At 68.9% G+C, this 24,780-nt stretch carries 22 protein-coding genes; 16 read left to right on the top strand and 6 right to left on the bottom strand.

All coding sequences use genetic code 11. The features are described 5' to 3' along the window. Nucleotides 1-19 precede the first annotated feature (19 nt). From ACN20X_RS07475 to ACN20X_RS07465, 3 genes are all read right to left on the bottom strand, one after another. Entirely contained in the window at nt 20-430 is a 411-nt protein-coding gene (locus tag ACN20X_RS07475; RefSeq protein WP_343740597.1) for a hypothetical protein, read from the bottom strand. Nucleotides 431-523: 93 nt separating this feature from the next. Further along, entirely contained in the window at nt 524-802 is a 279-nt protein-coding gene (locus ACN20X_RS07470) for a hypothetical protein (protein WP_016447980.1), read from the bottom strand. 216 nt (nt 803-1,018) lie between these two features. After that, nucleotides 1,019-1,846 (bottom strand): TOBE domain-containing protein, encoded by an 828-nt coding sequence (locus tag ACN20X_RS07465; RefSeq protein ID WP_473210412.1) that lies wholly within the window; start codon nt 1,844-1,846, stop codon nt 1,019-1,021. Nucleotides 1,847-1,949: 103 nt separating this feature from the next. Here ACN20X_RS07465 and modA point away from each other — a divergent pair, with 103 nt between their 5' ends. The 9 genes from modA to ACN20X_RS07420 all read left to right on the top strand — a co-directional run bounded on the left by modA (nt 1,950) and on the right by ACN20X_RS07420 (nt 11,988). Further along, nucleotides 1,950-2,711: a molybdate ABC transporter substrate-binding protein gene (gene modA, locus ACN20X_RS07460; RefSeq protein WP_160852005.1), complete on the top strand. Its 762-nt coding sequence runs from the start codon at nt 1,950-1,952 to the stop codon at nt 2,709-2,711. Between the two features lie 151 nt (nt 2,712-2,862). Beyond that, entirely contained in the window at nt 2,863-3,543 is a 681-nt protein-coding gene (gene modB / locus ACN20X_RS07455; RefSeq protein WP_473210411.1) for a molybdate ABC transporter permease subunit, read from the top strand. Continuing rightward, nucleotides 3,540-4,670 carry a molybdenum ABC transporter ATP-binding protein gene (gene modC, locus ACN20X_RS07450; protein ID WP_473210410.1) on the top strand — a complete coding sequence of 377 codons (1,131 nt, stop codon included), beginning with the start codon at nt 3,540-3,542 and terminating at the stop codon, nt 4,668-4,670. Before modB ends, modC begins: the two co-directional genes overlap by 4 nt. A 52-nt stretch (nt 4,671-4,722) precedes the next feature. Further along, nucleotides 4,723-5,643, top strand: coding sequence for a formate dehydrogenase accessory sulfurtransferase FdhD (gene fdhD / locus ACN20X_RS07445; RefSeq protein WP_473210409.1), 921 nt, complete (start codon nt 4,723-4,725; stop codon nt 5,641-5,643). Nucleotides 5,644-5,716: 73 nt separating this feature from the next. Beyond that, on the top strand, nt 5,717-6,118 hold the full coding sequence (locus ACN20X_RS07440) for a hypothetical protein (protein ID WP_310042457.1): 402 nt from the start codon (nt 5,717-5,719) through the stop codon (nt 6,116-6,118). Nucleotides 6,119-6,275: 157 nt separating this feature from the next. After that, complete coding sequence (gene miaB / locus ACN20X_RS07435) at nt 6,276-7,604, top strand: tRNA (N6-isopentenyl adenosine(37)-C2)-methylthiotransferase MiaB (RefSeq protein ID WP_203399951.1); 1,329 nt, start codon at nt 6,276-6,278, stop codon at nt 7,602-7,604. Between the two features lie 210 nt (nt 7,605-7,814). Continuing rightward, the gene (locus ACN20X_RS07430) at nt 7,815-10,103 is read left to right on the top strand and encodes a hypothetical protein (protein ID WP_473210408.1); all 2,289 of its coding nucleotides are present in this window, start codon (nt 7,815-7,817) and stop codon (nt 10,101-10,103) included. Then, nucleotides 10,100-11,317 carry a hypothetical protein gene (locus tag ACN20X_RS07425; protein ID WP_473210407.1) on the top strand — a complete coding sequence of 406 codons (1,218 nt, stop codon included), beginning with the start codon at nt 10,100-10,102 and terminating at the stop codon, nt 11,315-11,317. The genes ACN20X_RS07430 and ACN20X_RS07425 overlap by 4 nt, the downstream gene beginning before the upstream one ends. Beyond that, nucleotides 11,314-11,988: a DUF1266 domain-containing protein gene (locus ACN20X_RS07420; RefSeq protein ID WP_061288083.1), complete on the top strand. Its 675-nt coding sequence runs from the start codon at nt 11,314-11,316 to the stop codon at nt 11,986-11,988. The genes ACN20X_RS07425 and ACN20X_RS07420 overlap by 4 nt, the downstream gene beginning before the upstream one ends. 22 nt (nt 11,989-12,010) lie before the next feature. Here ACN20X_RS07420 and ACN20X_RS07415 read toward each other — a convergent pair whose 3' ends face one another. The 3 genes from ACN20X_RS07415 to ffh all read right to left on the bottom strand — a co-directional run bounded on the left by ACN20X_RS07415 (nt 12,011) and on the right by ffh (nt 14,535). Continuing rightward, nucleotides 12,011-12,406, bottom strand: coding sequence for a helix-turn-helix domain-containing protein (locus ACN20X_RS07415; protein ID WP_016447991.1), 396 nt, complete (start codon nt 12,404-12,406; stop codon nt 12,011-12,013). Between the two features lie 86 nt (nt 12,407-12,492). Then, nucleotides 12,493-13,047, bottom strand: a complete 555-nt coding sequence (locus tag ACN20X_RS07410; RefSeq protein WP_133072301.1) for a C40 family peptidase — start codon at nt 13,045-13,047, stop codon at nt 12,493-12,495. Between the two features lie 93 nt (nt 13,048-13,140). Beyond that, nucleotides 13,141-14,535: a signal recognition particle protein gene (gene ffh, locus ACN20X_RS07405; protein WP_016447993.1), complete on the bottom strand. Its 1,395-nt coding sequence runs from the start codon at nt 14,533-14,535 to the stop codon at nt 13,141-13,143. A 267-nt stretch (nt 14,536-14,802) separates the two neighbouring features. On the opposite strand from ffh, the gene ACN20X_RS07400 reads away from it, so the two are divergent. From ACN20X_RS07400 to ampD, 7 genes are all read left to right on the top strand, one after another. Further along, entirely contained in the window at nt 14,803-18,711 is a 3,909-nt protein-coding gene (locus tag ACN20X_RS07400) for a response regulator (RefSeq protein ID WP_473210406.1), read from the top strand. Then, a complete protein-coding gene (locus ACN20X_RS07395; protein WP_016447995.1) occupies nt 18,704-19,630 on the top strand; it encodes a GGDEF domain-containing response regulator in 927 nt (308 codons plus the stop codon). Before ACN20X_RS07400 ends, ACN20X_RS07395 begins: the two co-directional genes overlap by 8 nt. An 86-nt stretch (nt 19,631-19,716) precedes the next feature. Next, nucleotides 19,717-20,532: a cytochrome C assembly family protein gene (locus ACN20X_RS07390; protein ID WP_017407444.1), complete on the top strand. Its 816-nt coding sequence runs from the start codon at nt 19,717-19,719 to the stop codon at nt 20,530-20,532. Beyond that, entirely contained in the window at nt 20,529-20,789 is a 261-nt protein-coding gene (locus tag ACN20X_RS07385; RefSeq protein WP_473210405.1) for a PP0621 family protein, read from the top strand. Before ACN20X_RS07390 ends, ACN20X_RS07385 begins: the two co-directional genes overlap by 4 nt. A 2-nt stretch (nt 20,790-20,791) precedes the next feature. Further along, nucleotides 20,792-22,555, top strand: a complete 1,764-nt coding sequence (locus tag ACN20X_RS07380; protein ID WP_473210404.1) for a sensor histidine kinase — start codon at nt 20,792-20,794, stop codon at nt 22,553-22,555. Further along, complete coding sequence (locus tag ACN20X_RS07375; RefSeq protein WP_016447999.1) at nt 22,555-24,069, top strand: sigma-54-dependent transcriptional regulator; 1,515 nt, start codon at nt 22,555-22,557, stop codon at nt 24,067-24,069. Before ACN20X_RS07380 ends, ACN20X_RS07375 begins: the two co-directional genes overlap by 1 nt. Further along, nucleotides 24,056-24,697: a 1,6-anhydro-N-acetylmuramyl-L-alanine amidase AmpD gene (gene ampD / locus ACN20X_RS07370; RefSeq protein ID WP_016448000.1), complete on the top strand. Its 642-nt coding sequence runs from the start codon at nt 24,056-24,058 to the stop codon at nt 24,695-24,697. Before ACN20X_RS07375 ends, ampD begins: the two co-directional genes overlap by 14 nt. The last annotated feature ends 83 nt before the right edge of the window (nt 24,698-24,780 follow it).

Below are 24,780 nucleotides of genomic sequence, written 5' to 3'. Positions count from 1 at the left end.
GCAACCGGCGTGCCCAGGCTCAGCCGCCTTCGCTGCACTCCAGGTTTTCGATGCGGTCTGCCGCCTCGCGGATGTCTTCCTGGAACATCTGGTCTCCCAGCATCACGGAGACCTGGCCCTCAAAGCCGCGCAGCTTGACCAGCGCTGCCTCGTAGCCGCCGCTGCCCATGCGCTTGAGCCCGCACAGCGCATAGAGCTTGGCCACGGGAGATCGGCGCGGATCGTCGATCACCGACAGCAGGACGGCATTGGCCTCGGGCCGCCTGAGCATGGCCTCCAGATGCTGCTCCGCTGGCGAAATCTCGCCGGCAAGGCCGACCAGTCCCAGGTTGAACTGCGAGGCATCCAGCGGCGCCGGGTCCAGCGGACGGGCCAGGGCCGGGGCAGACAGGAACAGGCAGATCAGGGCGGCGGACAGGGTGGTCTTCATGGCAGGGGCAAGGCCGTGTGAGGCCTGGGAGGCAGTCGCAAAGGCTCTTCGACGCAAAGCATTGCGGCAGGTTCCCCTTCGGCGCCATCGCGATCATCGACCGCCAAACAGCCAGCCTGCGACCAGCGTGCCGCCATAGAACAGGAGCAGGGTGACCGGCACCAGGTGCCAGCCCCAGACTCTGAACCACCAGTGATTGAACAGGGTCACCACGGCGCCGATGACGATGCAGATGGCCAGCGCACCCAGCCGCTGCTCCAGACTGTCCGCCACGTCCTGGGACGCGAAGAAGATGAACGCCGCGACGGACGAACACAGCAAGGCGGTGTAGAACGCCACTTTCTCTTGCCTGCGCAATTTCAGGATGCTCATGGGGGCCAGGGAGGTTTCGATGGATCGGTCGCCGGGAAAGCCTGCGCCACCGGAGCGCGCAGGTTGCGCTGCGGCACAATTTTTCGTATCCCGCCCGGGATGCGCCATAAGACCCGTCCGAATCTGCAGCCACTGCAGCGCACGCGCAACGCGCTGCGGCCTTCTCGACGCCCAATCGGCCCAATCAGCTCAATCGACCCTGTCAGGTCAGTCGTGTCAGTCGGCCACGGCCAGCACCACGGCGGACTCCGGCACCGACAGCCAGACCTTGCGTCCTGTGCGCAGCGTCCAGGGCTCGCCTTGCGCCTGCTGCGCCGCATACCCCACGCCGCTGCCGCCCCAGGGCAGCCTGGCCACCACTTCGCGCGGTCCGTCCCCCTCGGCACGGGCCAGGCGTTGCACCTTGGCAGGCCAGGCATTGGCCAGGCCCTGCGCACCGGCCAGCGGCGCCACTGGCAGCACCTGGACGGCAGTGGCCTTGCACAGCGCCATCACGGGCAGGCCAGGGGCCAGGCCCAGCAACTGGGCGCTTTCGGCGGTGATGCGAGCGGCAATGCCTGGTGCATCGCCACCGCCATCGGGCAGCATCCAGACGCGGACCTGGGCACCCTGCGCCTGCAGGGCCCCGACCCGGCAAGGCCACAGATTGCGCATGCTGGTGCGCAGGCTCAGCCCCAGTCCGGGAGCCGCCGAGGAAACGCCGGCCGGCCCGCCAAAGCGCTGCAGCACCTGTGCACGGGCCTGCTCCAGCGCATCGGCCATGGCCAGCAGGGACTGCCCGGCTGCGGTGATGCGCGCGCCGCCGCCGCCGGCGCCGCCGACCGAGCGCTCCACCAGGGCACAGCCCGCGAGATTGGTCAGCACATCCAGCGCCTGCCATGCCGCCTTGTAGCTGACGCCGGCCTCGCGCGCCGCCTGTGAAATCGAATGCCCTGCTGCGATATGGCGCAGGATGGCGAGGCGGCGGTCAGCCAGGTCATGGCCCAGCGCGGGCGCCAGATCGGAGGGTGAAGCAGGAGCGTCGGCAGTCATGCGCGACATCATGCCCGCCAAGCGTTATTTCCCACGAAGCAAAACGCCTGCACCCTGCATGCGCATTTTCAGGTCGCTACACTGCGCTATTCACCAACGGAATAGCGAGAGACCCATGAACGTGAACCAGCCCCTGCGTGCCACCGCCTTTGCCGCCCTTGCCCTGTTGGGCGGTGTCGCTGCGCAGGCTGCCGAAGTGTCGGTGGCCGTTGCCGCCAACTTCACGGCGCCCATGCAGAAGATCGCCGCCGAGTTCGAGAAGGACACCGGCCACAAGGCCCTGCTGTCCTTCGGCGCCACGGGCAAGTTCTATGCGCAGATCGTCAACGGCGCGCCCTTCCAGATCCTGCTGGCCGCCGACGACACCACGCCCGGAAAGATCGCCAAGGAAGGCCGTGGCCTGCCCGACTCGCGCTTCACCTACGCCATCGGCCAGCTCGTGCTGTGGAGCCCCAAGCCCGGCTATGTGGACGACAAGGGCGAGGTCCTCAAGACCGGCGACTACAAGCACATCGCCGTGGCCAATCCCAAGCTGGCGCCCTACGGCACGGCAGCCATGGAAGTGCTGGACAAGCTGGGCATCACGGCCCAGGTGCAGCCGCGCATCGTCATGGGCGAGAACATCGCCCAGACCTACCAGTTCGCGGCCACGGGCAATGCCCAGCTGGGCTTCGTGGCCCTGTCGCAGGTGATGGAAAACGGCAAGCTGCGCGAAGGCTCGGCCTGGCAGGTGCCCGGCTCCATGCACGAGCCCATCCGCCAGGACGCCATCGTGCTCAATAGCGGCAAGGACAACGAAGCCGCCACCGAGCTGATGAAGTACCTGCGCGCCGACAAGGCCCGTGCCATCATCCGCTCCTACGGCTATAGCTTCTGACACCTGTTGAGGCGCGCTTGCGCGCCTTCCCTCTCTCCTGGGGAGGGGTCGGCCGGCACGGACCCGTGCTCAGCGTCGCTGAGCCGGGCCGCGCCGGTTTCGTGCGTTGAGTGAGATCCAACAGCGCTGCGAACCACTGAATTCTTCCCGCATGATTCTTACCGCCGACGACTACGCCGCCATACGGCTGACGCTGAAACTTGCCAGCGTGACCACGGTGCTGCTGCTGGCGCTGTGCACGCCGCTGGCCTGGTGGCTGGCGCATACGCGCTCGCGCTGGCGCGGCCCGATTGGCGCCGTGGTGGCGCTGCCCCTGGTGCTTCCGCCCACGGTGATCGGCTTCTACCTGCTGGTGACCATGGGTCCCAACGGCCCCGTGGGGCAGCTGACGCAGGCGCTGGGGCTGAGCACCCTGCCCTTCACTTTTCCGGGCCTGGTCATCGGGTCCCTGGTGTATTCCCTGCCGTTCACGGTGCAGCCGCTGCAGCGCGCCTTCGAGTCGCTGGGCACGCGCCCCATGGAGGCCGCGGCCAGCCTGGGCGCGGGGCCGCTGGACCGCTTCTTCACCGTGGCGCTGCCGTTGGCGCGCCCGGGCTTCATCACCGCAGCCGTGCTGACCTTCGCGCACACCGTGGGCGAGTTCGGTGTGGTGCTGATGCTGGGCGGCAATATCCCCGGCGTGACGCGCGTGGTCTCGGTGCAGATCTACGACCACGTGGAGGCCATGGAGTACGCCCACGCCCACTGGCTGGCCGGCGGCATGGTGGTGTTCTCCTTCCTGGTGCTGCTGGCCCTGCACCTGTTGCAGCCGCGCGAGGAGCGCCGCGCATGATGACTGACTTCTCTCCCGTTGCTTCGGCCGGCGCCCCGCCCGCCGCGAGCCCTTCGCAAATCCTTGCTGCGCTGGCGCTGGAACGTGCCGACTTCCGCCTCGATGTGCAGCTGCAGCTGCCCGGGCGCGGCGTCACCGCCCTGTTCGGCCCCTCGGGCTGCGGCAAGACCACCTGCTTGCGCGCGCTGGCAGGGCTGGAGCGCGCACGGGGCCGTGTCGTCGTCAATGGCGAGGTCTGGCAGGACGATGCGGCCAGCCAGTGGCTGCCCACGCACCGCCGCGCCCTGGGCTATGTGTTCCAGGAAGCCAGCCTGTTCCCGCACCTGAGCGTGCAGCGCAACATCGACTACGGCATGCGGCGCACGCCCGCCGAGCGGCGCAAGGTGTCCCAGGAGCAGGCCGTGTCCCTGCTGGGCATAGGCCATTTGATGGACCGCATGCCCTCCACCCTGTCGGGCGGCGAGCGCCAGCGCGTGGCCATTGCGCGCGCCCTGGCCACCAGCCCCCGCGTGCTGCTCATGGACGAACCGCTGGCCGCGCTGGACGCCCAGCGCAAGGCCGAGGTCCTGCCCTACCTGGACCAGCTGCGCCGTGAACTCGACATTCCCGTGGTCTATGTCAGCCACTCCATCGACGAGGTAGCGCGCCTGGCCCAGCACCTGGTGCTGCTCAAGGCAGGCGGCATCGTCGCGGCCGGCGCCACCAGCGAACTGCTGGCACGGCTGGACCTGCCGCTGAGCATGGGCGACACGGCAGCGTCCATGCTCAGTGCGCAGATCCGGCAGCACGATCCGGATGCCCACCTGAGCACGCTGTCCTTCGACGGCGGGCGCCTTCGCCTTGTCATGGCCCGCCCGCGCCCCATCGGCGAGAGCGTGCAGCTGCGCGTGCAAGCGCGCGATGTGAGCCTGAGCCTGCAGCACCCGCAAGACAGCAGCATCCTCAACATCCTGGCGGCCACCGTGCAGGATCTGCGCGAGGACGGCCCGGGCCAGGTCATGGTCTCGCTGCAGCTGGGCACGTCCCGCCTGCTGGCGCGCATCACCCTGCATTCCGCCCGGCAGCTGGGCATTGCGCCGGGCATGCATGTCTTCGCCCAGATCAAGGGCATGGCATTGCTGGACTGAAGCTGCGCGGCGGCACCGATATCATGCGCAGGCCGCCTGCGCGGCCCACGCCATGAACGCCACCACCGAACACGCTCCCGCACCCGCCCCGGACTCGGGCCCGGCAGATGCTGCCTGCGCCATCGCGCCCGCCATTGCCGCACTGCGCACGCATGCGGTGGTGCGCCACCGGATCGCCGATGGCGGCGCCGTCAGCCTCCAGCCCGAACCCCAGGTGCTGGCCAGCGAAGTCCCCATCGCCCTGGTGTTCAATGGCATCTCGCATGCCGTGATGATGGGTACGCCCTCGGACCTGGAAGACTTTGCGCTGGGTTTTGCGCTCACCGAGGGCATCCTGGACAGCGGCGCCGACTGCTACGGCATCGAGGTGCGGGCAGTGGCCGCCGAAGCGGCAGGCCTTCTGTCCGGCATGGACGGCATCGAGGTGCAGCTGGACGTGGCCTCGCGCTGCTTCGCCCGCCTCAAGGACCGGCGCCGCAGCATGAGCGGGCGCACGGGCTGCGGCGTCTGCGGCGTGGACAGCTTCGCGGCGCTGGACCTGTCCTTCGACCCGCTGCCCGCGCACGACTGGATCGCCCGTGTCGATGCCGACACCGTCTGCGCAGCCATCGCGGCACTGCCGCCGCTGCAGTTGCTCAACGCCGAAGCCGGCGCCGTGCATGCCGCAGGCTGGGCAGGGCTGGACGGGCAACTGACGGATGTGCTCGAGGACGTGGGCCGCCACAACGCGCTGGACAAGCTGGTCGGCCGCCTCTCGCGCACCGGCCGCCTGGGCGAGGCCGGTTTTGTCGTGCTCTCCAGCCGGGGCAGCCATGAGCTGGTGCGCAAATGCGCCAGGGTCGGCATCGCCGCCCTGGCCACCATCTCCGCCCCCACGGCCATGGGCGTGCAGATGGCCGAGCTGACCGGCCTGCGCTTCTGGGGCCTGTGCCGGCCGCCCAAGGCCGTGCTGTATGCGCCGGGCCGCGCCTGACCTAATGCCCGAGTGCCGCGCCCGCGCAGCGGCAAGTTCGTAGAATCGCGGGTTCAGCCCCTGGATGTACACCATGAACCGCTGCAAGCCCCATTTCTCTGCCGTCCGCCGCCTGTGCGCCGGCGCCCTGCTCGCCGGCCTGGCCTGCGCCAGCCTGGGCGCGGCCGCGCAGGGCCTGCCCTCCAACGAGACACGCAACTTCCCGCCGCAGGCCCAGTTCGGCGAGCTGGTTGTGACCGCGCAGTTTCCCGTGGTCGAAATCGACGGCAAGACCATTCGCACCAGCCCGGGCTTTCGCCTGTTCAGCCCCGAGCGCACGCTGGTGCAGGCCGTCAACTACCAGGGCAGCAAGCTCGTGGTGGGCTATGTGATCGAGCCGCAGACGCAGTGGCTGCACCAGGCCTGGATCCTGACCAAGGCCGAGGCCGACAAGCACTACAAGCCCAAGTCGATGCTGCACCGCTTCTTCAACTGAGGCCGGCGCACACCGCACGCACACGATGGATGCGGCCCGCAGCTTGCGGGGCGCAGCGGCTCGGGCCAGGGAGCACAGCGCCCGCCCTGGCCCGGCCATCTTCATTTTTTTGCAGACCGCCGCTCGCAGTGCGGCGGCTGCCTGACGGAACCCCACCATGTCCAAGAAAGTCTTTATCAAAACCTTCGGCTGCCAGATGAACGAGTACGACTCGGACAAGATGGCCGATGTGCTGGGCGCAGCCCAGGGCTACGAGTCCACCGACGACCCGGAGCAGGCCGACCTGATCCTGTTCAACACCTGCTCGGTGCGCGAGAAGGCACAGGAGAAGGTGTTCAGCGACCTGGGCCGCTACAAGCACCTGAAGGAACGCGGCGTGCTCATCGGCGTGGGCGGCTGCGTGGCCAGCCAGGAGGGCGAGGAAATCATCAAGCGCGCGCCCTATGTGGACGTGGTCTTCGGCCCGCAGACCCTGCACCGCCTGCCCGAGCTGCTCAATGCACGCGCCGCCAGGCACAAGCCCCAGGTCGATATCAGCTTTCCCGAGATCGAGAAATTCGACCACCTGCCACCGGCGCGCGTGGAAGGCTCCTCGGCCTTTGTCTCCATCATGGAAGGCTGCTCCAAATACTGCAGCTACTGCGTCGTGCCCTATACGCGCGGCGAGGAAGTCAGCCGCCCGTTCGAGGACGTGCTGGTCGAGGTCGCGGGCCTGGCCGACCAGGGCGTGAAGGAGGTCACGCTGCTGGGCCAGAACGTGAACGCCTACCTGGGCAAGATGGGTGACACGGCCGAGATCGCCGACTTTGCCCTGCTGCTGGAATACGTGTCCGAGATCCCCGGCATCGAGCGCATCCGCTACACCACCAGCCATCCCAACGAATTCACGCCGCGCCTGATCGAGGCCTACGCTCGGCTGCCCAAGCTGGTCAGCCACCTGCACCTGCCCGTGCAGCACGGCAGCGACAAGATACTCATGGCCATGAAGCGCGGCTACACGGCCATGGAATACAAGAGCACCATCCGCAAGCTGCGTGCCATCCGGCCCGAGATGGCCATGAGCAGCGACTTCATCGTGGGCTTCCCCGGCGAGACCGAGGAAGACTTCCAGAAGATGATGAAGCTCATCCACGACGTGCGCTTCGACAACAGCTTCAGCTTCATCTTCAGCCCCCGCCCCGGCACGCCGGCCGCCAACCTGCACGACGACACGCCCCACGAGGTCAAGCTGCGCCGCCTGCAGGAGCTGCAGGCCGTGATCAACAACAACATCAAGGACATCAGCGACGAGCGCGTGGGCACGGTGCAGCGCCTGCTGGTGGAAGGACTGTCCAAGCGCGATGGCAGCGAACTCATGGGCCGCACCGAGTGCAACCGCGTGGTCAACTTCCCGGGCAACGACCGCCTGATCGGCCAGATGATCGATGTGAAGATCACCGAGGCACGCACCTTCACGCTGCGCGGCGAGGTCGTGGTGCGCCACTGATCCCAACCCGATCCCGGCGGCCCCGGTGGCCCAGCGACCTCTGGCGTAACGAAAGCCCGGCAATGCCGGGCTTTTTGCGTGTAACAGGACGTGAAAACATCCCGGCCACACTGGCCTGGCGCGGGCCGGCCCGCTAGCATCGCGGGTTGCCGCCCTGAGGTCTGTCGGCCTGCATGGCTTTTCCAGCTTCGCTTGCTTGCTATCGATTCCATGAACACCTCCCAGCCCGCCAACGCCCAGGCCATCCTTGAGGGCGAAGCCCTGCATGCCTTCATGGACCAGGCGCACGACCTGCTGCAACAGGAAGATGAAACCAGCCCCATCGCCCCGGCCGAACGCCAGGCGGCCGTCATGGAGCTGCTCTCGCAGCAGCGCTTCGCGCCGGCCACGGTGAGCGAACTGGAGCGTCTGCACGATCTCTGGCTCGACCTGGAACGGCCCGAGACCGCCAACGCCCTGCTGCGCGAGCACCGCGATGCCACGCTGCAGCACCTGCAGGGTGACAACCACCTGCTGGCCACGGCCAGCCTGGCGCTCAGCGACATCCAGAGCCGGCTGCGCTTTGACCGCGAAGGCGGCGTGGCCCTGCTCGCGCATGCCGCCGATCTCATGGGCCGGCTGCCGCACACCGGCGAGCCCTATCGCTACTGGAATGGCTGGCACTACCTGGCCCGCGAGGCCCAGGCCTGGGAACTGGCCGAGCAAGGCGTGGACCTGCAGTGCAACCACGAGCGCAGCGACCCCGACGGCGAGGCATCCCCCGCGCGCCGCGACGCGCGTGCCAGCCTGCGCAAGGCCGAGCTGGCCCGCCTGCGCGGCGACGTGCCGGCCACCGTGCGCCATGTGCAGGCCGCCACGGCGCAGTTGGCCCTGGCAGACGCCGACCAGAACGTGGACTTCGACGACTGGCTGCACCTTGCGCGCGAAGTGCTGCCGCTGGCCCCGCAAAGCGTTCCGGCCGTGCTGATGGCGGCGCAGCAGCACCTGGCCCGCACGGAAAGCCCCGCCGCATCGCAGGCGGTGCGCGCGCACCGCAAGGTCCATGAGGCACGGCTGCAGGCCATGGCCTGCCATGCCATGGGCCAGCCAGAGGCCGCGCTGCAGCTGGCCGAGCTGGGCCGCTTCGGCCTGGTGGACGACTCCGACGACGCCTTCAGCGGCCTGGTCCTGCAATGGCTGCAAGAGGCGGGCCGCCTGGCCGATGCGGCGGACCTGGCGCTGGAGAGCGTGCTGCACAGCCGCCCCGGATCGGCCCGCCAGGGCTATGAGCTGGCACTGCGCATGGTGGACAGCGACACCGCCCACGCCCCCGCCTGGGCGCTGATCCTGGCCTGGGCGGGACTGGATTCCGACATGCAGGAGATCCTGGAAGACAGCCCGGCTGCTGCGCGCAGCGCCGACGACTACCTGGCCCTGGCGCGTGCCCAGGCGCCCGGCCATCCGCTGCTGGACATGATCGACGGCTGGCGCCTGGCCAGGAACCACCAATGGGAACAGGCCCTGCCGCTGCTCGAGCGCGGCGTGGGCGAGCAGCCCCGGCACGCCAACTCCGAGCTGCTGCCCATGCTCTGGGCCGCGCGCTTCGCCGCGCTGCCGGCCGCACAGGCGCTGCAGCGCCCCTTTGCGCAGGGCCATGGCGCCCACTGGTGCTATGCAGCGGGCGTGACCCTGGACGACGAGGACGACCTGGCCGCCCTCATGGGCGAAGGCCGTCAGGTGCCGGACGACGAGGTGCGCGAGCCGCTGGTGCAGCGCTACTACGAAGAGGGCCTGGCCCGCTTCGAAGCCTTCTGGGCCAGCGGCCAGGGCAGGTACAAGGACGCGCACCTGCACGTCTACTCCATGCTCTGCAACAACCTTGCCATCAAGTACCGCTCGCAGCAGCGCTATGAAGAGGCTGCAGCCCTGCACCACAAGGGACTGTCCAGCAGCCCCTTCGCCGAGCACCATGACGGCCTGCTGTGGTGTGCCATCCGCCGTGATGACCGACCCGGCATCGTCACGGCGGCCGAGCAGCTGTGGCACTTCACCCAGGACTACGGCTACAGCCGCCACTGCCCCACCGACTACTTCCCCAGCGTGGCGCTGGCGCTCTACCAGCTCGGCCGCGCGGGCGAGATCGGCATCTGGCTGGAACGCCTGGACCAGTGGTTCGAGGAACTGGACGCAGACGAGCAGCGCGAACAGCGGCGCGACTACCTGGCGGCCCTGATGTCCCTGCTCGACTTCTTCTCCGAAAGCCATGGCGACGTGGTGCGCCCCCGCCTGGAGGCCCTGCTGCCCGAAGTGCGCGCCCTGGGCGAGTGCTACACGCTGCGCCGCCTGGCCTGCGCCATGGAAAGCTGCGGCCCCATCGATCAGGCCGTGGCCCTGCACCGCGAGGCCATCGCCAAGCTCACCCCCGATGACAGCGAGGCCGAGCACAAGATGGCCAGAGACGGCCTCCAGCGCTGCCTCAAGCTGCACTCGGACAGCAAGCCCTGGTGGAAGCTGTGGTGAACCCGGGAGCCGCCACGGCAGCCAGCGCCTACCGCCCGCGCGACGTGGTCAATGCGCCGGACATCAAGCAGCGCATACGTGAGCGCAGCGCGGCGCGCGGCGACAGTCAGGAGATCGCGGCCTGGCTGGCCAACCACTTCTACCGCCACGTGATCGGCAACCTCGACGCCGATCCGCCGGCCGTTCAGCCCATCTCCACGCAGGCCGAACTGCTGCGCCTGCACAGGCGCACCGAGCCTGCCGCCTGGGCGCTGGAGCGCCTGCGCGCGCATGCGGCCCGCCAGCCACCGCCACATGAAAGCCCTGCGGCCGGCGCCAGCGCACCGCTGTGGTGGGTGGAGCCTGACAGCGCCCCGCTGCTGGCGCTGGAAAGCCGGCTGCTGGAGTTCCTGTCCACCCGGCGCGGCACGGCGCTTGAGGGCAAGCTGCAGCGCATCAACTGCCCGCAGGCCCTGGCGCGCTGGACGCTGGAGCACCTGGCCTTCGCCAGAAAAAGCGAAAGCGGCTGGGCCGAGCACCGACCCGGCGCCGTGCGCCCGCTGCTGCGTGGCCAGCTGGGTGTCTTCGTCGAATTCGATGCCCAAAGCCCGGACCTGCGCGCCGAAATGGCCTATGAAAGCCAGATGATGCGCCACTGCCTGGGCCAGTTCAGCGAGCGCGGCGCACTGCGCGGCGGCTACGGCGAGCACTACGCCGAAGCCTGCGAGCAGGGCCGGCTGCGCCTGTTCAGCTACCGCACGGGCACGGCCCAGCCGCGCATCACCGTCAGCGCCCAGGTGCTTGACGGCGGGCGGCTGCGCATCGACCAGATCAAGGGCAAGCAGAACCGCCCGCCGATTGCGCGCTACCTGGCCGACGTGCTGGCCCTGCTCAACCACCTCGATGCCGATGGCGAGGCGCCAGCGGATGCCCTGGCCATGGGCATCGTGCGCCGTCCGGCGCATCTGCTGGCCTCGGGCCACACCGGCGCCTGGTGCGCGGCCGGCGAGCTGCACACCGAGGCCGAGCAGCTGTGGCTGCTGCAGTCCCACCCGGCGCTGCTGGAGCAGCTGGATATCCGGTCGCCCCTGATGCAATGGCTGGTCGCGGCACGCCGCGACACCGTGCCCGTGCCCGCCTTCGAGCGCATGCCGCGCAGCGCGGCCCTGCAGCAGTCGCTGGAGCTGGCGCGGCGCCGGGCAGGATCGCCGGGCAGGACAGGAAATCCGCGATGACCGCCTTCACTCTTGTTGTGCTGTCTGCATTGGTCTGGTGGGCAGTGCGCGCCGGCCTGCGCCGCAGGCGTGCGGCGCGCCAGCGCGGCGACTTCAGCAGCTACCGCAGCGGCGATGCGGCGCTGGACTGGGCCCTGGCCCTGGCCCATCCCATGGCCTTTCACGCCATCCAGGGCGGCTTTGCAGACCGGCAGCTCCATGGTGCCGACGACGCCCTGACCACCCAGCTGCGCCCCATGGTGCTGCACCACCTTGGCCTGCGCACCGACCTGGACGATGCCCAGATCGCACGCCAGTTGCCCGACGGCCTGCGCCAGCGCTGGTTCACGCTGGACCTGCAGCGCCTGCAGGCCGGCGACGATCCCCATGCCGCCATGGCCTTTGCCTGCGCGCGCGTGGCCTTCCACGTGCGATGTGCTTGGCTGCTGGGCTGGCTGGACGAGGCCCTGCACCAGCAGATCCTTCACCTGAACGCATGCCGCGCGCGGGATTGCTTTGACAGCTGGCAGGCCTTCGGCCAAGCCTATGCGCGGGGCCGCAGCCAATGGCTGGCCCGTGGCCGGGCCGACGTGCTGGGCCGCAGCGTGACGCCCGAGGAGGTGCAGCAATGGGTGGCCGATCCGCGCCATCCCTGGCATGCCATGCCCTGGCAGCCGCAGGCGGTGCGGTGACGGCTGCCAAGTGGCCCGGCCCTCAGCCTTCGCCGTGCACCTTGGCGAAGGTCAGGATCACCTCCCGCACCACCTGGCGTTGCGGCGCGGGCAGCCTCAGAAAGGCGTCGAAGGTTTCGCGTTCAAGATAGCCCACGCCCGGTTCCTGGCATTCGTGCTGAGGCGGCAGTGACCGCTGGGCAGGGTCGCCAAAGCGCAGCACTTCGGGCTCGATCCTGAGCAGCTCGGCCAGCAGCACCAGCTTGTCCTGCTCGGGCACGGCCTCGCCGTTGAGCCAGCGCGCAACCGCCTGGAACGAAATCGGCCGACCCCAGTAACTGGAATTGAACAGATTCAGCAGCACGCTGGGCCGCGGCTCCAGACCCGCAGCCTCGATGGCCTGGCGCAGGCGCTGTGCGAATTCGAGCTTGTTATCCATTCCGAAACCCTGGATTTCTATGGAGCTCTCATTGGACCATCGATTCAAGAGCCGGCGCCAAGCCCGGCGTCTTGCCTGGCAGGCGCTCAGGCGAAGATGCTGCGCGCCTCGGTGAAGCGCCTGGCGAAATAGGGGTTGTCCATGCGCACGCGCTGCACCGTGCCGCCGCTGGACGGCGCATGCACGAACTGGCCGTTGCCCACAAAGATGCCCATGTGCGAGTAGCGCGCACCCAGGGTATTGAAGAACACGAAGTCGCCGCGCTGCAGGCTGCGGCTGCCCACGGGATTGCTGAACTGCGCCCACTGGGCCGTGGTGCGCGGCAGGCGGCTTTCGGTAATGCCGCCCACGGCCCACTGGATCAGGCCGCTGCAGTCGAAACCGCCGTCGGGCGAATTGCCGCCGTAGGTATACGGCGTGTTGACCACGAGCATGGTGCGCGCCAGCAGGGCCTCGCGCAACTCGCCATCCAGGTTCAGGGCCTGCGGCGAAGGAGCAGGCCCGGGACCCGCGCCCTTGCGGGGAGCAGACGAGCAGCCGGCCAGCAGCGCAGCCGCCGCCAGCAGGCCCCAGTCACGGCGAGACAGCCGCGATGCAGTCACGCGGGAAGCCGCAAGGGAAGTCGAAACGCCAGCCTTCATGGCGCCGCATGTTCTCACAAAGCCCCGCAGCGGCCAAAGAAAAGCCGCAGGCTGTGCTGCGGCTTGACTGTCCATCGGCGGGGCCCGGCCCGCTCAGAACGGCAGCTTGGGCATGCCGCCGCCACCGCCCATCATTCCCTTCATGGCCTTCATGCCGCCCATGCGCTTCATCATCTTCATGAGGCCGCCGCCCTTCATCTTCTTCATCATCTCCTGCATCTGCTCGAACTCCTTGAGCAGGCGGTTGACTTCCTGGACCTGCACGCCCGCGCCGTCGGCAATGCGCTTCTTGCGCGTGGCCTTGATGATCTCGGGCTTCTTGCGCTCCTTGGCAGTCATGGAGCAGATGATGCCTTCCTTGCGGCGGATCTCGCGCTCGGCCTTGTCCATGTCCACCTGGCCGGCCTTGGCGGTGAGCTGTGCCGGCAGCTTGTCCATGAGGTTGGACAGGCCGCCCATCTGCTTCATCTGCTGGATCTGGGCCAGGAAGTCGTTGAGGTCGAAGCCGTCACCGCTCTTGACCTTCTCGGCCAGCTTCTGCGCGGCCTCCATGTCCACGCCCTTGGTGACCTGCTCGACCAGGGCCACGATGTCGCCCATGCCCAGCACGCGCTGCGCGTGGCGGTCGGCGTCGAAGACTTCCAGGCCGTCGATCTTCTCGGACACGCCGGCGAACTTGATGGGCGCGCCCGTGATCTGGCGCACCGACAGCGCCGCGCCGCCGCGCGAGTCACCATCGAGCTTGGTGAGCACGATGCCGGTCAGGGGCAGGGCCTCCTTGAAGGCCTTGGCCGTGTTGATCGCATCCTGGCCCTGCATGGCATCGACGACGAACAGGGTCTCGACCGGCTTGAGCGTGGCGTGCAGATCCTTGATCTCGGCCATCAGCAGCTCGTCGATGGCCAGGCGGCCGGCCGTATCGACCAGCAGCACGTCAAAGAAGTGGCGCTTGGCGTAGTCCAGCGCGGCCACGGCAATGTCGTGGGGCTTCTGGTCTGGCGTGGAGGGGAACCACTCGGCGCCAGCCTGGCCTGTCACGGTCTTGAGCTGCTCGATGGCGGCCGGGCGGTACACGTCGCCCGACACGGTCAGCACCTTTTTCTTGCGCTTTTCAATCAAGTGCTTGGCCAGCTTGGCCGTGGTCGTGGTCTTGCCGGCGCCCTGCAGGCCGGCCATGAGGATGACGGCAGGCGGCTGGGCGTTGAGATTGATGTCGGCCACGCCCTCGCCCATGGTGGCGGCCAGTTCCTTGTTGACGATGGACACCAGCAGCTGGCCGGGCTGCAGGGAGCCCAGCACCTCCTGGCCCAGCGCCTTTTCCTTGACGCGCGCAACGAAGTCGCGCACCACGGGCAGGGCCACGTCGGCCTCGAGCAGGGCCATGCGCACTTCGCGCAGCATGTCCTGTACGTTGGATTCGGTGATGCGGGCCTGGCCGCGCATCTCCTTGACGAGTCGCGAAAGTTTGTCGGTCAGAGCGGAGGCCATAAGCGGGGAGGAACTGGAGTCGTCGGAAAGGAAAAGGTGTGCTGCAGCGAGCCAGCCGGGGCCAGGTTGCCGAATGGGGCCAGGCGGGGCCGGGTCGCGGCACGGACCCTGCAGATCCCGACGATTCTACCCGCTGCCCCTGCAGGGGTAAGTACCGGCCTTCCCTGCCGCGCAGCGGGCACCGGCCGGCAGTAACATCCACACTGTTTCCATAGATTATGGCTATCGCCCTGTGCAGTGCCGGCTTGCTACCGCCTAGGAGTCTTCATGCCCGATACGCCGTATGGCCAGTTCCTGGACCGTGTGCCCGACGGTTTTCTTCTGTTTGACGAGCAGGGCTGCCTGCTCGATGCCAATGCCCATGCCTGCGCCAGCCTGGGCCATCACAAGGCCGCCATGCTGGGGCTGGGCATCATGGACGTGTGGCCCGACGCGGACGGACTTCGGCGCGGTCCCTGGCAGGACATGGCCGTGGACAGCCAGGCCCATCTCTGCGGCCGACTGATCCGCCGCGACGGCACCAGCTTCCCCGCCGAACTCCATATCTATTGCCAGTCGCTGTCGGGCAGGCGGCTTTTCTTCACCACCTGGCACGAGCTCAGCGAGCGCACCGGCCAGGACGAGCCGACAGGCCAGCCCGATGCGCAGCTGGCGCCGCTCCTGCGAAAAAGCACCGGGCCGTGGCAGGATTCGACGCGCCTGCTGGAGGCCGTGATGCACGAAACGCCCGACCTGGTCTTCGCCAAGGACCGGCAGGGCCGCTACACCTTCGTCAACCCCGCCGCCGCGCGCTTTTCCGGGCGCACGCCCGAAGACATCGTGGGCAAGACCGACCAGGAACTGTTCCCCGACAGCAGCTTCACCCACAGCGACCGCCGGGTGCTGGACAGCGACGCCCCCGTGGTGTCGGAGGATCATTTGCTGGTCAACGGGCAGCGCCGCCTCTTCCAGTCCACCAAAATTCCTTACCGCAATGACGAGGGCCGGACCGTGGGCGTGCTGGGCATTGCGCGCGACATCACCCTCATGCGCCAGACCGAGTCCCAGCTGCAAAAAAGCTACGACGTGCTGCGCCAGGCCGAACAGCTGGCGCGCCTGGGCAGCTGGACATGGGAGCTGGACACCGAGCACTTCCAGGCCTCGGAGATGATGTATGTGATGAACGGCCTGGACCCCCAGGGTCCGCCGCTGACGCGCCATGCCCTGCGCGCCATGCTCGGACCGCAGGATCTTGCCCGGCTCACCGCTGCCGTGCAGCTGTGCATCGGCACCGGCCAGTCCTACAGCCTCGATGTCGTGCACCACTGCCCGGACGGACGGAGGTTCGCGGCCCGCCTCATGGGCCGCGCCCTGCGCGACGAGCAAGGCCGCATCGTCGCGCTCAGCGGCACGCTGCAGGACCTGTCCGAACGCGAGGACGCACGCATGCGCCTCGAAGCCCTGGCCGACAACCTGCCCAGCGGCGCCATCTACCGCCTGGAAGGCGGCCTGGCGCAACTGCGGCTCAGCTACATCAGTGCCGGCATAGAGAACCTGATCGGCGTGCCGGCCCACGCCATCATGGCCGACCGTCAGGCCTACCTGAATGCCATCCATCCCGAGGACCTGCCGCACTACCAGCAGATGCTGCAGTGCTCGGTCGATACGCTGCGGGTCTTCGACTGCCGCTTTCGCGTGATCAGGCCCGATGGTGAGGTCCGCTGGCTGCGCTGCCGATCGGCCCCCCGGAGCAGCCACGAGGGCATGGTCTGGGACGGCATCATGCTGGACATCACCCGCGAGCGCGAGGCCGAGCAGGCGCTGCAGCAGGCCAAGGAGGCCGCAGAAGCGGCCGAACGGGCCAAGTCGGATTTCCTGGCCATCATGAGCCACGAAATCCGCACCCCCATGAACACCGTCATCGGCATGACGCGCCTGGTTCAGCAGACCGCGCTGACATCACGACAGCGCGGCTACCTGGAGAAGGTGGAGCGCTCGGCCAGCGCCCTGCTGGCCGTGATCAACGACGTCCTCGACTTTTCCAAGATAGAGGCGGGCATGCTGGCGCTGGAGGAAGTGGATTTCGCCCTTGACGATGTGCTGGAGACCGTCTCGGCCTCCACGGCGCTGCGCGCAGAGGAAAAGGGGCTGGAAGTGGTCTATGCGCTGGACCCGCACCTGCCGCCCCGGTTGCGCGGCGACCCGCTGCGCCTGGGCCAGGTGCTGACCAACCTGGTCGGCAATGCCATCAAGTTCACCGAGCATGGCGAGGTGGTGATCTCCCTGCATCTGGAGCCGCCGCTGGCGTGCGCGCCGGTGGAGGCCGGCGCGCACGCCACGGCAGCGCCCCTGCACCACCTGTGCGTGAACGTGCGCGACACCGGCATAGGCCTGGATGCATCGCGGGCCGAACGGCTGTTCCAGCCCTTCACCCAGGCCGACATCCAGACCACGCGCCGCCACGGCGGCACCGGCCTGGGCCTGGCCATCTGCCACAGGCTGGTGCAGCTCATGGGCGGCGAGATCAGCGTCTGCAGCCAGCCAGGCCAGGGCAGCAACTTCCGCTTCACGGCCAAGGTCCGGCCTGCCACGGATGCGCCGCTGGACGGCCACGACAACCTGGGCAGCACCGGCGTTCTCATCGTCGATGACAACGCCAGCGCGCGCGAGGCCCTGGCCGCCATGGTGCGCAAACTGGGCATGCGCTGCGATACGGCGGCGGACGGCATGCAGGCGCTGCACATGCTGCAAGAGGCCGCACGCCAGGAATCCCCCTACGGCCTGGCCCTGCTGGACTGGCGCATGCCCGGCATGGACGGGCTGGACCTGGCACGCCGCATGCGCGAGCAGCAGGACCTGGCCAAGACCCCGGCTGCGCTCATGGTCACGGCCTTCGGGCGCGACGAAGTGCAGCTGCAGGCCGCGCAGTTGGGCCCGCGGGGCCTGCTGATCAAGCCCTTGACCGCATCGGCACTGCGCTCGTGCATCCGGGAGGCACTGCGGGACCCCGAATCGCCCCCGCCGGAAAGCCCGGCGGCCGGCCCCTCGCCACAGCAGCGCTACCCGGGCCTGCCTGGGCGCAGGGTGCTGGTGGTGGATGACAACGTACTCAACCGCGAGGTGGCCACCGAGCTGCTGGAGCAGGCCGGCATATCGGTACAGACTGCGCAGGACGGTCTGCAGGCGCTGCAGCTGCTGGACACCCAGCCTTTCGATGCCGTGCTCATGGACGTGCACATGCCCGGCATGGACGGCCTCAGTGTCACGCGCACCATCCGCACGCGCAGCGCGCTGCGGCATCTTCCGGTGATCGCGCTGACTGCGCAGGCCTATGTCGAGGAGCGCGCCCGGATCGAGGCCGCAGGCATGAATGCCCACCTGACCAAACCCGTTGACGATGTGCTGCTGTACGAGACACTGCAGCGCTGCCTGCGCGCGGGCCCTCCTCCAACGGCAGCGCTTGCGCCGGCCGCGCCCTTGCAGCCGACGCCGTCAAGCCCTGCCCAGGCCTGGGATCCGGCACGGCTGCGGCAACGCCTTGCCGGCCAATCGCCGCGCATGCTCCACGCCATCGAAGGCTTTGCCCAGGACTTTGCCGATGCGCCGCAACGGCTGCGCGATGCCGTGCGCAGCGGCCATTGGGACACCGTGGCAACGCTGGTGCACACCTTCAAGGGCAGTCTGGGCTACCTGGGCGCGGACCTGCTGGAGCAATGGTCGGCCATGGCCGAGACCGGTGCGCAAGCCTGCCTGTCAGGCGACGGCAATGGCGGCAACGCCCGGCCCGGCGGCGATCTGCAATCCCTGGTCCAGGCGCTGGCCGATGGACTGCAGGGCCTGCTGGCGGAAATCGCCCGGCGGTCCGGGCAGACGGCCGTAGTGGCCGTGGCGTCCGCGGCCGCCGTGACCGCCGTGACCACTGCCGCGCCCCCCCCGCAGCGGCAGCCGATGACCGCGGAAGAAGTCTCGTCCACCCTGGCTCGGCTGCGGCTGCAGATTGCCGACAGCGACTATGCCGCCATGGCCGAACTGGATCGGCTGCGGCCCCTGGTCGACGGGCGCCATGCGTCCGTGCTGCAGCGCATCCAGCGCTGCACCGAGTCCCTGGAAACCGAGGCGGCGCTGCAGGCGCTCGAACAGCTGGCGCGGAGCATGGCCGTGAACCGGACGGTTCTACAGGGAGCTGCAGATGTTTGAAGCCTTGACCGGGCCGGAACTGCCCACGGTCCTCATCGTTGACGACGAACGGCTGAACCGCAGCATGCTGGCCGAGCTGCTGAGCCCCCACTACCGTGTGCTGCTGGCCAAGGACGGCCCGGGTGCGCTGGTGATCGCCCAGCGCGAAGCCCACCGGCTGCAGCTGATCCTGCTGGACCTGGCCATGCCCGGCATGAACGGCTACGAGGTGCTGGGTGCGTTGCGCGCCCAGGAGCGCACCGCCCATATCGCCGTCATCTTCATCACCGGCCAGAGCAATGCCCAGGCCGAGGAATACGGCCTGCGCCTGGGCGCGGCCGACTATGTCTCCAAGCCCATACGTCCCGCCGTGGTCGAGGTGCGCGTGCGCAACCAGATACGCCTGGCCCTGCAGCGCCAGGCCCTGGAGCGCCTGGCCATGGTGGACGGGCTGACAGGGCTGGCCAACCGCCGCCACTTCGACGACATGCTGGAGCGCTCCCACCGCCGCAGCCTGCGCACGGGCGAGTCCGTGGGCCTGGCCCTCATTGATATAGACCACTTCAAGCAATACAACGACTGCTATGGCCATGTGCAGGGGGACGAGGCGCTCAAGGCAGTGGCCGCCACGCTGCAGCGCCATGCGCGCCGGCCCTACGACCTGGCAGCGCGCTTTGGCGGCGAGGAATTCGCGCTCATCCTCCCCGGCGAAAGCGACGCCCAGGTCATGGCCGAGAATTTCCGCCAGGAAGTGCTGCGCCTGTCCATCGCCCACGCCGCCTCTCCCACGGCGCCGCTGCTCACCGTCAGTTGCGGCGTACTCACCGTGCGGCAGCCGTCTGCCGCGCCTTTGGAAACCTGGCTGCAGAAGGTGGACGGCCTGCTCTACCAGGCCAAGGCCCTGGGGCGCAATCGCATCGAGGCAGCCATCGAGCCCTGAAGAAAATGCGCTCCGAACCACGGCACGGCGCCCTGATTCTGAGCCTGCACAACCGGCGGCAGGAAAGCCACAGCTATCATAGAAAGATGCTCTCCGTCCCCCTGATTTCCGCCAACGCATCGCCCCTGGGCTGGATGCTGGCGCTTGCCGCAGCCGTGGCCTATGCCGTGCCGGCCGCCGGTGCCCGACGCATCAGCCATGCCGGCGCCCGCGCCGCATTGCGCCTGGCCTGGGTGCTCCACGCCCTGGCCCTGGCCTGGGGCCTGCTCGGGGAACAGCCGCACTTCGGGTTCGCGCCAGCACTGTCCATGACGGCCTGGCTGGTGCTCACCGTCTATGGGGTCGAACAGCAGTTGTTCCCCAAGATGCGCGCGCAATTGGCGCTGTCAGCGCTGGGCACGGCCGCCGTGCTCCTGGCCGCGCTGTTTCCGGGAACGCCCCTGCATGTCAACGCCTCGCCCTGGCTGCCGCTGCACCTGGCGCTGGGCATTGCCTCCTACGGACTGTTCGCCGCCGCCGTGGTCCATGCCTCGCTGATGACACGCGCCGAGCAGCACATGCGGCTGGGCGGCGGCGGGCATGACAGCGGCCTGCCCCTTCTCACGCTGGAGCGCCTGACCTTCCGCTTCGTGTCCGCAGGCTTTGTGCTGCTCACGGCCACGCTGGCCGCAGGCTGGCTGTTCGGCGAACAGCTCTACGGCAAGGCCTGGGTCTGGAACCACAAGTCGGTGTTCTCGCTGCTGTCGTGGCTGACCTTTGCCGTGCTGCTGATCGGCCGTGCGCGCTTTGGCTGGCGTGGCCGCAGCGCCGTGCGCGTGCTCTACGCAGGCGCCGCGCTGCTGCTGCTGGCCTATGCGGGATCACGCTTCGTAATGGAAGTGCTGCTGGAGCGCGCCGCATGAAGTACCTGCTGGTCCTGATCGTCATCGTCATTGCCGTCGGCGTCTGGCGCGGCCAGCGCCGCACCGAGGCCCGTGAGTGGCGCCAGGCGGCTGCGCCTCGCAACCCGGCCGACCCGGCCAACGCGCCGCTGGCGGCACCGCAGGACATGGTCGAATGCGCGCACTGCGGACTGCACCTGCCGCGCAGCGAAGCCATCGAGGCCGCAGGCAGCAGCTATTGCAGCGCCGAGCACCGGGCCCTGGCGCAACGGCGCTGAGCATGCAGGACGCCGCCCGCTCCCCGCCGCCCACCATCGACGAGGCCACGGCGCAGTCGCCGCACGACGCCAACGCCCCCTTCGTCCGGCTGTGGCAGGGATTTCTGACGGGCCGCGTTCTCATCGCCACCGCGCTGCTGCTGCTGCAGCTGGCGCTGCTCAGCGTGCAGCCCGGCGGCAATCCCCTGGTCTGGCTGGTCTGCCTGGGCTACCTGGGGCTGACGCTGCTGGTGCGGCTGACCGCACGCGAGCAGCCGCCCTCTGCCCGCGCCGGCGTGCACTGGCTGCCCGTGATCGGCGTGGACATCGCGGCCATCTGCCTGCTGCAGGTGTTGCAGACAGGCCCGCTCAACTACTCGGCCCTGCTGGCCATCCCCATCCTGATTTCGGCCGTGCTGGGCAATCTGACGCTGGCGCTGGCCACCACGGCCAGCGTCACGCTGCTGACCCTGGGCTGGGTCGCATGGCAGGACCTGGCGGGCCGCATAGAAAATACCCAGGCCTACTACCAGGCCAGCTTTGCCTGCGCAGGCTATTTCGCCGTGGCCTATCTGACGCACGAGCTGGCGCGCCGCGTGCGGCGCGAGCGGCACCTGGCACAGCACAGCAGCCGCAAGGCCCAGGCCCAGGAGCAGGTCAATGCCCTGGTGATCCGCCACCTGGGCGAAGGCGTGCTGGTGGTTGATCCCCAATTCCGCGTGCAGCAGGCCAACCCGGCCGCGCTGCACCTGCTGGGACTGGCCGACGCGCATGCCCTGCCCTTCGCCCTCAAGGAGCACGCCGGCTGGCAGCGGCTGCAGGATGCCGTGGCCCAGAGCTTTGCCCAGAACCTGCCGATATCGGCCGCCATCCATCTGCAGTCCATCGGCCAGGAAGGCATGACGGGACTGCATCTGCGCACCTGGCTGACCGAGGTCGCCACCCCGTCCGACGCCACCGATGCCGCCGAGCCCGCGCTGCTGCAGCAGCTGTGCGTGGTCTTTCTGCACGACCTGCGCGAATTGGAGGCGCGGCTGCGCACGGAAAAGCTGGCCTCCATGGGCCGCATGTCCGCCGCCGTGGCCCATGAGATCCGCAATCCGCTGGCTGCCATCACCCAGGCCAACGCCCTGCTGGCAGAAGATCTGGCGCAGAACCCGGCCCAGCAGCAGCTGTGCCGCATCGTGGGCCAGAACGCCGAGCGGCTGGCGCGCACCGTCGAGGACGTGCTCAACATCGCGCGGGCCCAGCAGCACATTGGCGAGGCCCACGCCGGCCTGCTGGACCTGGACCAGCATGTGGCCCAGGCCTGCCAGGAGTGGCAGGCCCAGGGCCAGCCTGCGCGCAGCATCCAGCTGCTGCTGGACGCGCGCGCAAGGACCGTGGTGTTCGACGGCGAGCACCTGCGCCGCATCCTGGTGAACCTGCTGGACAACGCCCAGCGCTACCGCAGCAACGCCCAGCAGCCGCATACGCTGCAGGTGCTGACCGGCGCGCCGGCCGCAGGCCAGATCTGGCTGCAGGTCTGGAGCGACGGCGCCGCACTGGAGCCCACGGTGCAGCGCCATCTGTTCGAGCCCTTCTTCTCGTCGGAAAGCCGCTCCAGCGGCCTGGGCCTGTACATCTGCCGCGAGCTGTGCCAGCGCTACGATGCAGGCATCAGCTACCAGCGGCTGTCGCGGCCCGCGCCGCACGGCCCTGTCGAGGGCAATGCCTTCAGCATCGTGTTCCGCGCCGGCGCCGCATCGGCTCTGCCGGCCTCCCTGTTTGACCAGATTGTGGTGTGATGCCCTTGAACTCCCTGCCCGCTGCCGCATCGATTCTTGTCGTGGACGACGAGCCGGATCTGCGCACCCTCTATGAACTGACCCTGCTGCGCGAAGGCTACCGCGTGGAAACCGCCGCCAGCGTGGGCGAGGCGCGCGAACAGCTGCAGACCCAGCGCTTCGACGTGGTCATCACCGACATGCGCCTGCCCGACGGCATGGGAATGGAGCTGCTGCAGGACCTGCGCAACCAGCAGCGGCGAGAACGCTGCGTGGTCATGACCGCCTACGGTTCGGCCGAAAATGCCGTCGAAGCCCTGCGCTCGGGCGCCTTCGACTATCTGACCAAGCCCGTGGACCTCAAGCAGTTCCGCCTGGTCGTGGCCTCGGCCGCCCAGGGCGTGGGCGGCGTGCCGCCCCCCGGCGTGATGCCGGCGCGCAGCCCCTCGGCGGCGTCGGCTGCAAGCCCCGTGCTCAGCGGCGGCGGGGCGCTCGACGCCATGGTTGGGGAGTCGCCCGCCATGCAGGCCGTCAAGCAGCGCATTGCCAAGGTGGCGCGCGGCATGGCGCCGGTGCTGGTGCACGGCGAGTCGGGCACGGGCAAGGAACTGGTGGCGCGCGCCCTGCACGCCTGCAGCCAGCGCGCCCACGGCCCCATGGTGGCCGTGAACTGCGGCGCCATCCCCGAAAACCTGCTGGAGGCCGAGTTCTTCGGCGCCCGCAAGGGCTCCTATACCGGAGCCACCCAGGACCGCGACGGCTATTTCCAGGCGGCACGCGGCGGCACCCTGTTCCTCGACGAAATCGGCGACCTGCCGCTGCCCATGCAGGCCAAGCTGCTGCGCGCCATCCAGGAACGCCGCGTGCGCCCCCTGGGCTCGGCGCAGGAGGAAGCGGCCGACGTGCGCATCGTCAGCGCCACCCACCGCGACCTGGCCGCCGACGTGCAGGCAGGACGTTTTCGCCAGGACCTGTACTACCGCCTCAACGTCATCGAAGTACTTCTTCCGCCGCTGCGCGAGCGCCGCGAAGACCTGCCCGCGCTGTGCCGTGCATTGCTGGCACGGCTGTCGCAGGAGTCGGGCCTGCCCATGCCCGAGATCGACGAGCGTTCCCTGGAGCAGATCGCCCGCCTGCCCCTGCCCGGCAATGTGCGTGAACTGGAGAACCTGCTGCACCGCGCCATCACGCTGGGCGAGGAAGGGCCGCTGCGCATAGACCCCGAGATGCAGCTGCCCTGCGGCACTCCGCCGGCTCCACCCGCATCGGCGCAGACCCAGGCGCACGACGGCGCCGCACCGCCGCCGGAGCCTGCCGACATGGAGCTGCCCCGCGACCTGCAGGCCTGGCTGGACGAGCGCGAGCGCGGCATCCTGGTGCAGGCGCTGCAGGAAAACGGCTTCAACCGCACGGCCACGGCCGCACGCCTGGGGCTGAGCCTGCGCCAGATCCGCTACCGCATCGACCGGCTGAACATCGCCCTGCCTGGCGACGCCAGCGCCGAGGCGGACGGAGGCGGCCATGGCGAAGCCTGATCCGCAGGCACCAGCCACCACGACCATGGGCCCGGCCTGGACCTGGCAAGGCGGCTGGCTGCAACAGGCACGCCACCTGCCCTCGCCCAACTTCGGCGAGCGCCCGGCCCAGGCCCTGGTCGATCTGGTCGTCGTGCACTCCATCAGCCTGCCCCCCGGCGAGTACGGCACGGGGGCGGTCCAGCAACTGTTCACCAACCAGCTCGACTGGGACGCCCATCCTTACTACCAGGGCATACGCGGCCTGGAGGTGTCGGCCCATTTCTTCGTCACGCGCCTGGGCGAGGTCTGGCAATTTGTGGACTGTGACGCGCGCGCCTGGCATGCGGGCGCCTCCAGCTGGCGCGGCAAGGACCGCTGCAACGACGACTCCATCGGCATAGAGCTGGAGGGCCTGGAGGGACTGCCGTTCGAGCCGGCGCAATATGCGGCCCTGGAGAACCTGTGCGAAGCCATCGCCGCACGCTACCCCGTCGCCCATCTCGCAGGCCATGAGCACATTGCGCCCGGCCGCAAACGCGATCCCGGCCCCGGCTTCGACTGGCCCCGGCTGCGCGGGCTGCTGTCCCGTCACCAGGCCACGGCGAACTGGCAGCTGCCGCCCCGCGCCGGCCAGCCCTCCACGTAAGCACACACCCTCCTGCCGGACTGCGCCAGGCCTTGCACGCAGGCCGGCTTGTCCACAGGCCCAGGAAAAGTGCGCTGTCAATC

The organism is Delftia sp. PX-1 (genome assembly GCF_055797465.1).
The sequence above is the reverse complement of the archived record's forward strand: the minus strand, read 5'-3'. Positions and strand labels throughout refer to the sequence as shown.

Bases quoted from the DNA above. Each gene is read 5' to 3' on its own strand.
- ACN20X_RS07475 (WP_343740597.1), bottom strand. From the start codon at position 430: ATGAAGACCACCCTGTCCGCCGCCCTGATCTGCCTGTTCCTGTCTGCC.
- ACN20X_RS07470 (WP_016447980.1), bottom strand. From the start codon at position 802: ATGAGCATCCTGAAATTGCGCAGGCAAGAGAAAGTGGCGTTCTACACC.
- ACN20X_RS07465 (WP_473210412.1), bottom strand. From the start codon at position 1,846: ATGATGTCGCGCATGACTGCCGACGCTCCTGCTTCACCCTCCGATCTG.
- modA (WP_160852005.1), top strand. From the start codon at position 1,950: ATGAACGTGAACCAGCCCCTGCGTGCCACCGCCTTTGCCGCCCTTGCC.
- modB (WP_473210411.1), top strand. From the start codon at position 2,863: ATGATTCTTACCGCCGACGACTACGCCGCCATACGGCTGACGCTGAAA.
- modC (WP_473210410.1), top strand. From the start codon at position 3,540: ATGATGACTGACTTCTCTCCCGTTGCTTCGGCCGGCGCCCCGCCCGCC.
- fdhD (WP_473210409.1), top strand. From the start codon at position 4,723: ATGAACGCCACCACCGAACACGCTCCCGCACCCGCCCCGGACTCGGGC.
- ACN20X_RS07440 (WP_310042457.1), top strand. From the start codon at position 5,717: ATGAACCGCTGCAAGCCCCATTTCTCTGCCGTCCGCCGCCTGTGCGCC.
- miaB (WP_203399951.1), top strand. From the start codon at position 6,276: ATGTCCAAGAAAGTCTTTATCAAAACCTTCGGCTGCCAGATGAACGAG.
- ACN20X_RS07430 (WP_473210408.1), top strand. From the start codon at position 7,815: ATGAACACCTCCCAGCCCGCCAACGCCCAGGCCATCCTTGAGGGCGAA.
- ACN20X_RS07420 (WP_061288083.1), top strand. From the start codon at position 11,314: ATGACCGCCTTCACTCTTGTTGTGCTGTCTGCATTGGTCTGGTGGGCA.
- ACN20X_RS07415 (WP_016447991.1), bottom strand. From the start codon at position 12,406: ATGGATAACAAGCTCGAATTCGCACAGCGCCTGCGCCAGGCCATCGAG.
- ACN20X_RS07410 (WP_133072301.1), bottom strand. From the start codon at position 13,047: ATGAAGGCTGGCGTTTCGACTTCCCTTGCGGCTTCCCGCGTGACTGCA.
- ffh (WP_016447993.1), bottom strand. From the start codon at position 14,535: ATGGCCTCCGCTCTGACCGACAAACTTTCGCGACTCGTCAAGGAGATG.
- ACN20X_RS07400 (WP_473210406.1), top strand. From the start codon at position 14,803: ATGCCCGATACGCCGTATGGCCAGTTCCTGGACCGTGTGCCCGACGGT.
- ACN20X_RS07395 (WP_016447995.1), top strand. From the start codon at position 18,704: ATGTTTGAAGCCTTGACCGGGCCGGAACTGCCCACGGTCCTCATCGTT.
- ACN20X_RS07390 (WP_017407444.1), top strand. From the start codon at position 19,717: ATGCTCTCCGTCCCCCTGATTTCCGCCAACGCATCGCCCCTGGGCTGG.
- ACN20X_RS07385 (WP_473210405.1), top strand. From the start codon at position 20,529: ATGAAGTACCTGCTGGTCCTGATCGTCATCGTCATTGCCGTCGGCGTC.
- ACN20X_RS07380 (WP_473210404.1), top strand. From the start codon at position 20,792: ATGCAGGACGCCGCCCGCTCCCCGCCGCCCACCATCGACGAGGCCACG.
- ACN20X_RS07375 (WP_016447999.1), top strand. From the start codon at position 22,555: ATGCCCTTGAACTCCCTGCCCGCTGCCGCATCGATTCTTGTCGTGGAC.
- ampD (WP_016448000.1), top strand. From the start codon at position 24,056: ATGGCGAAGCCTGATCCGCAGGCACCAGCCACCACGACCATGGGCCCG.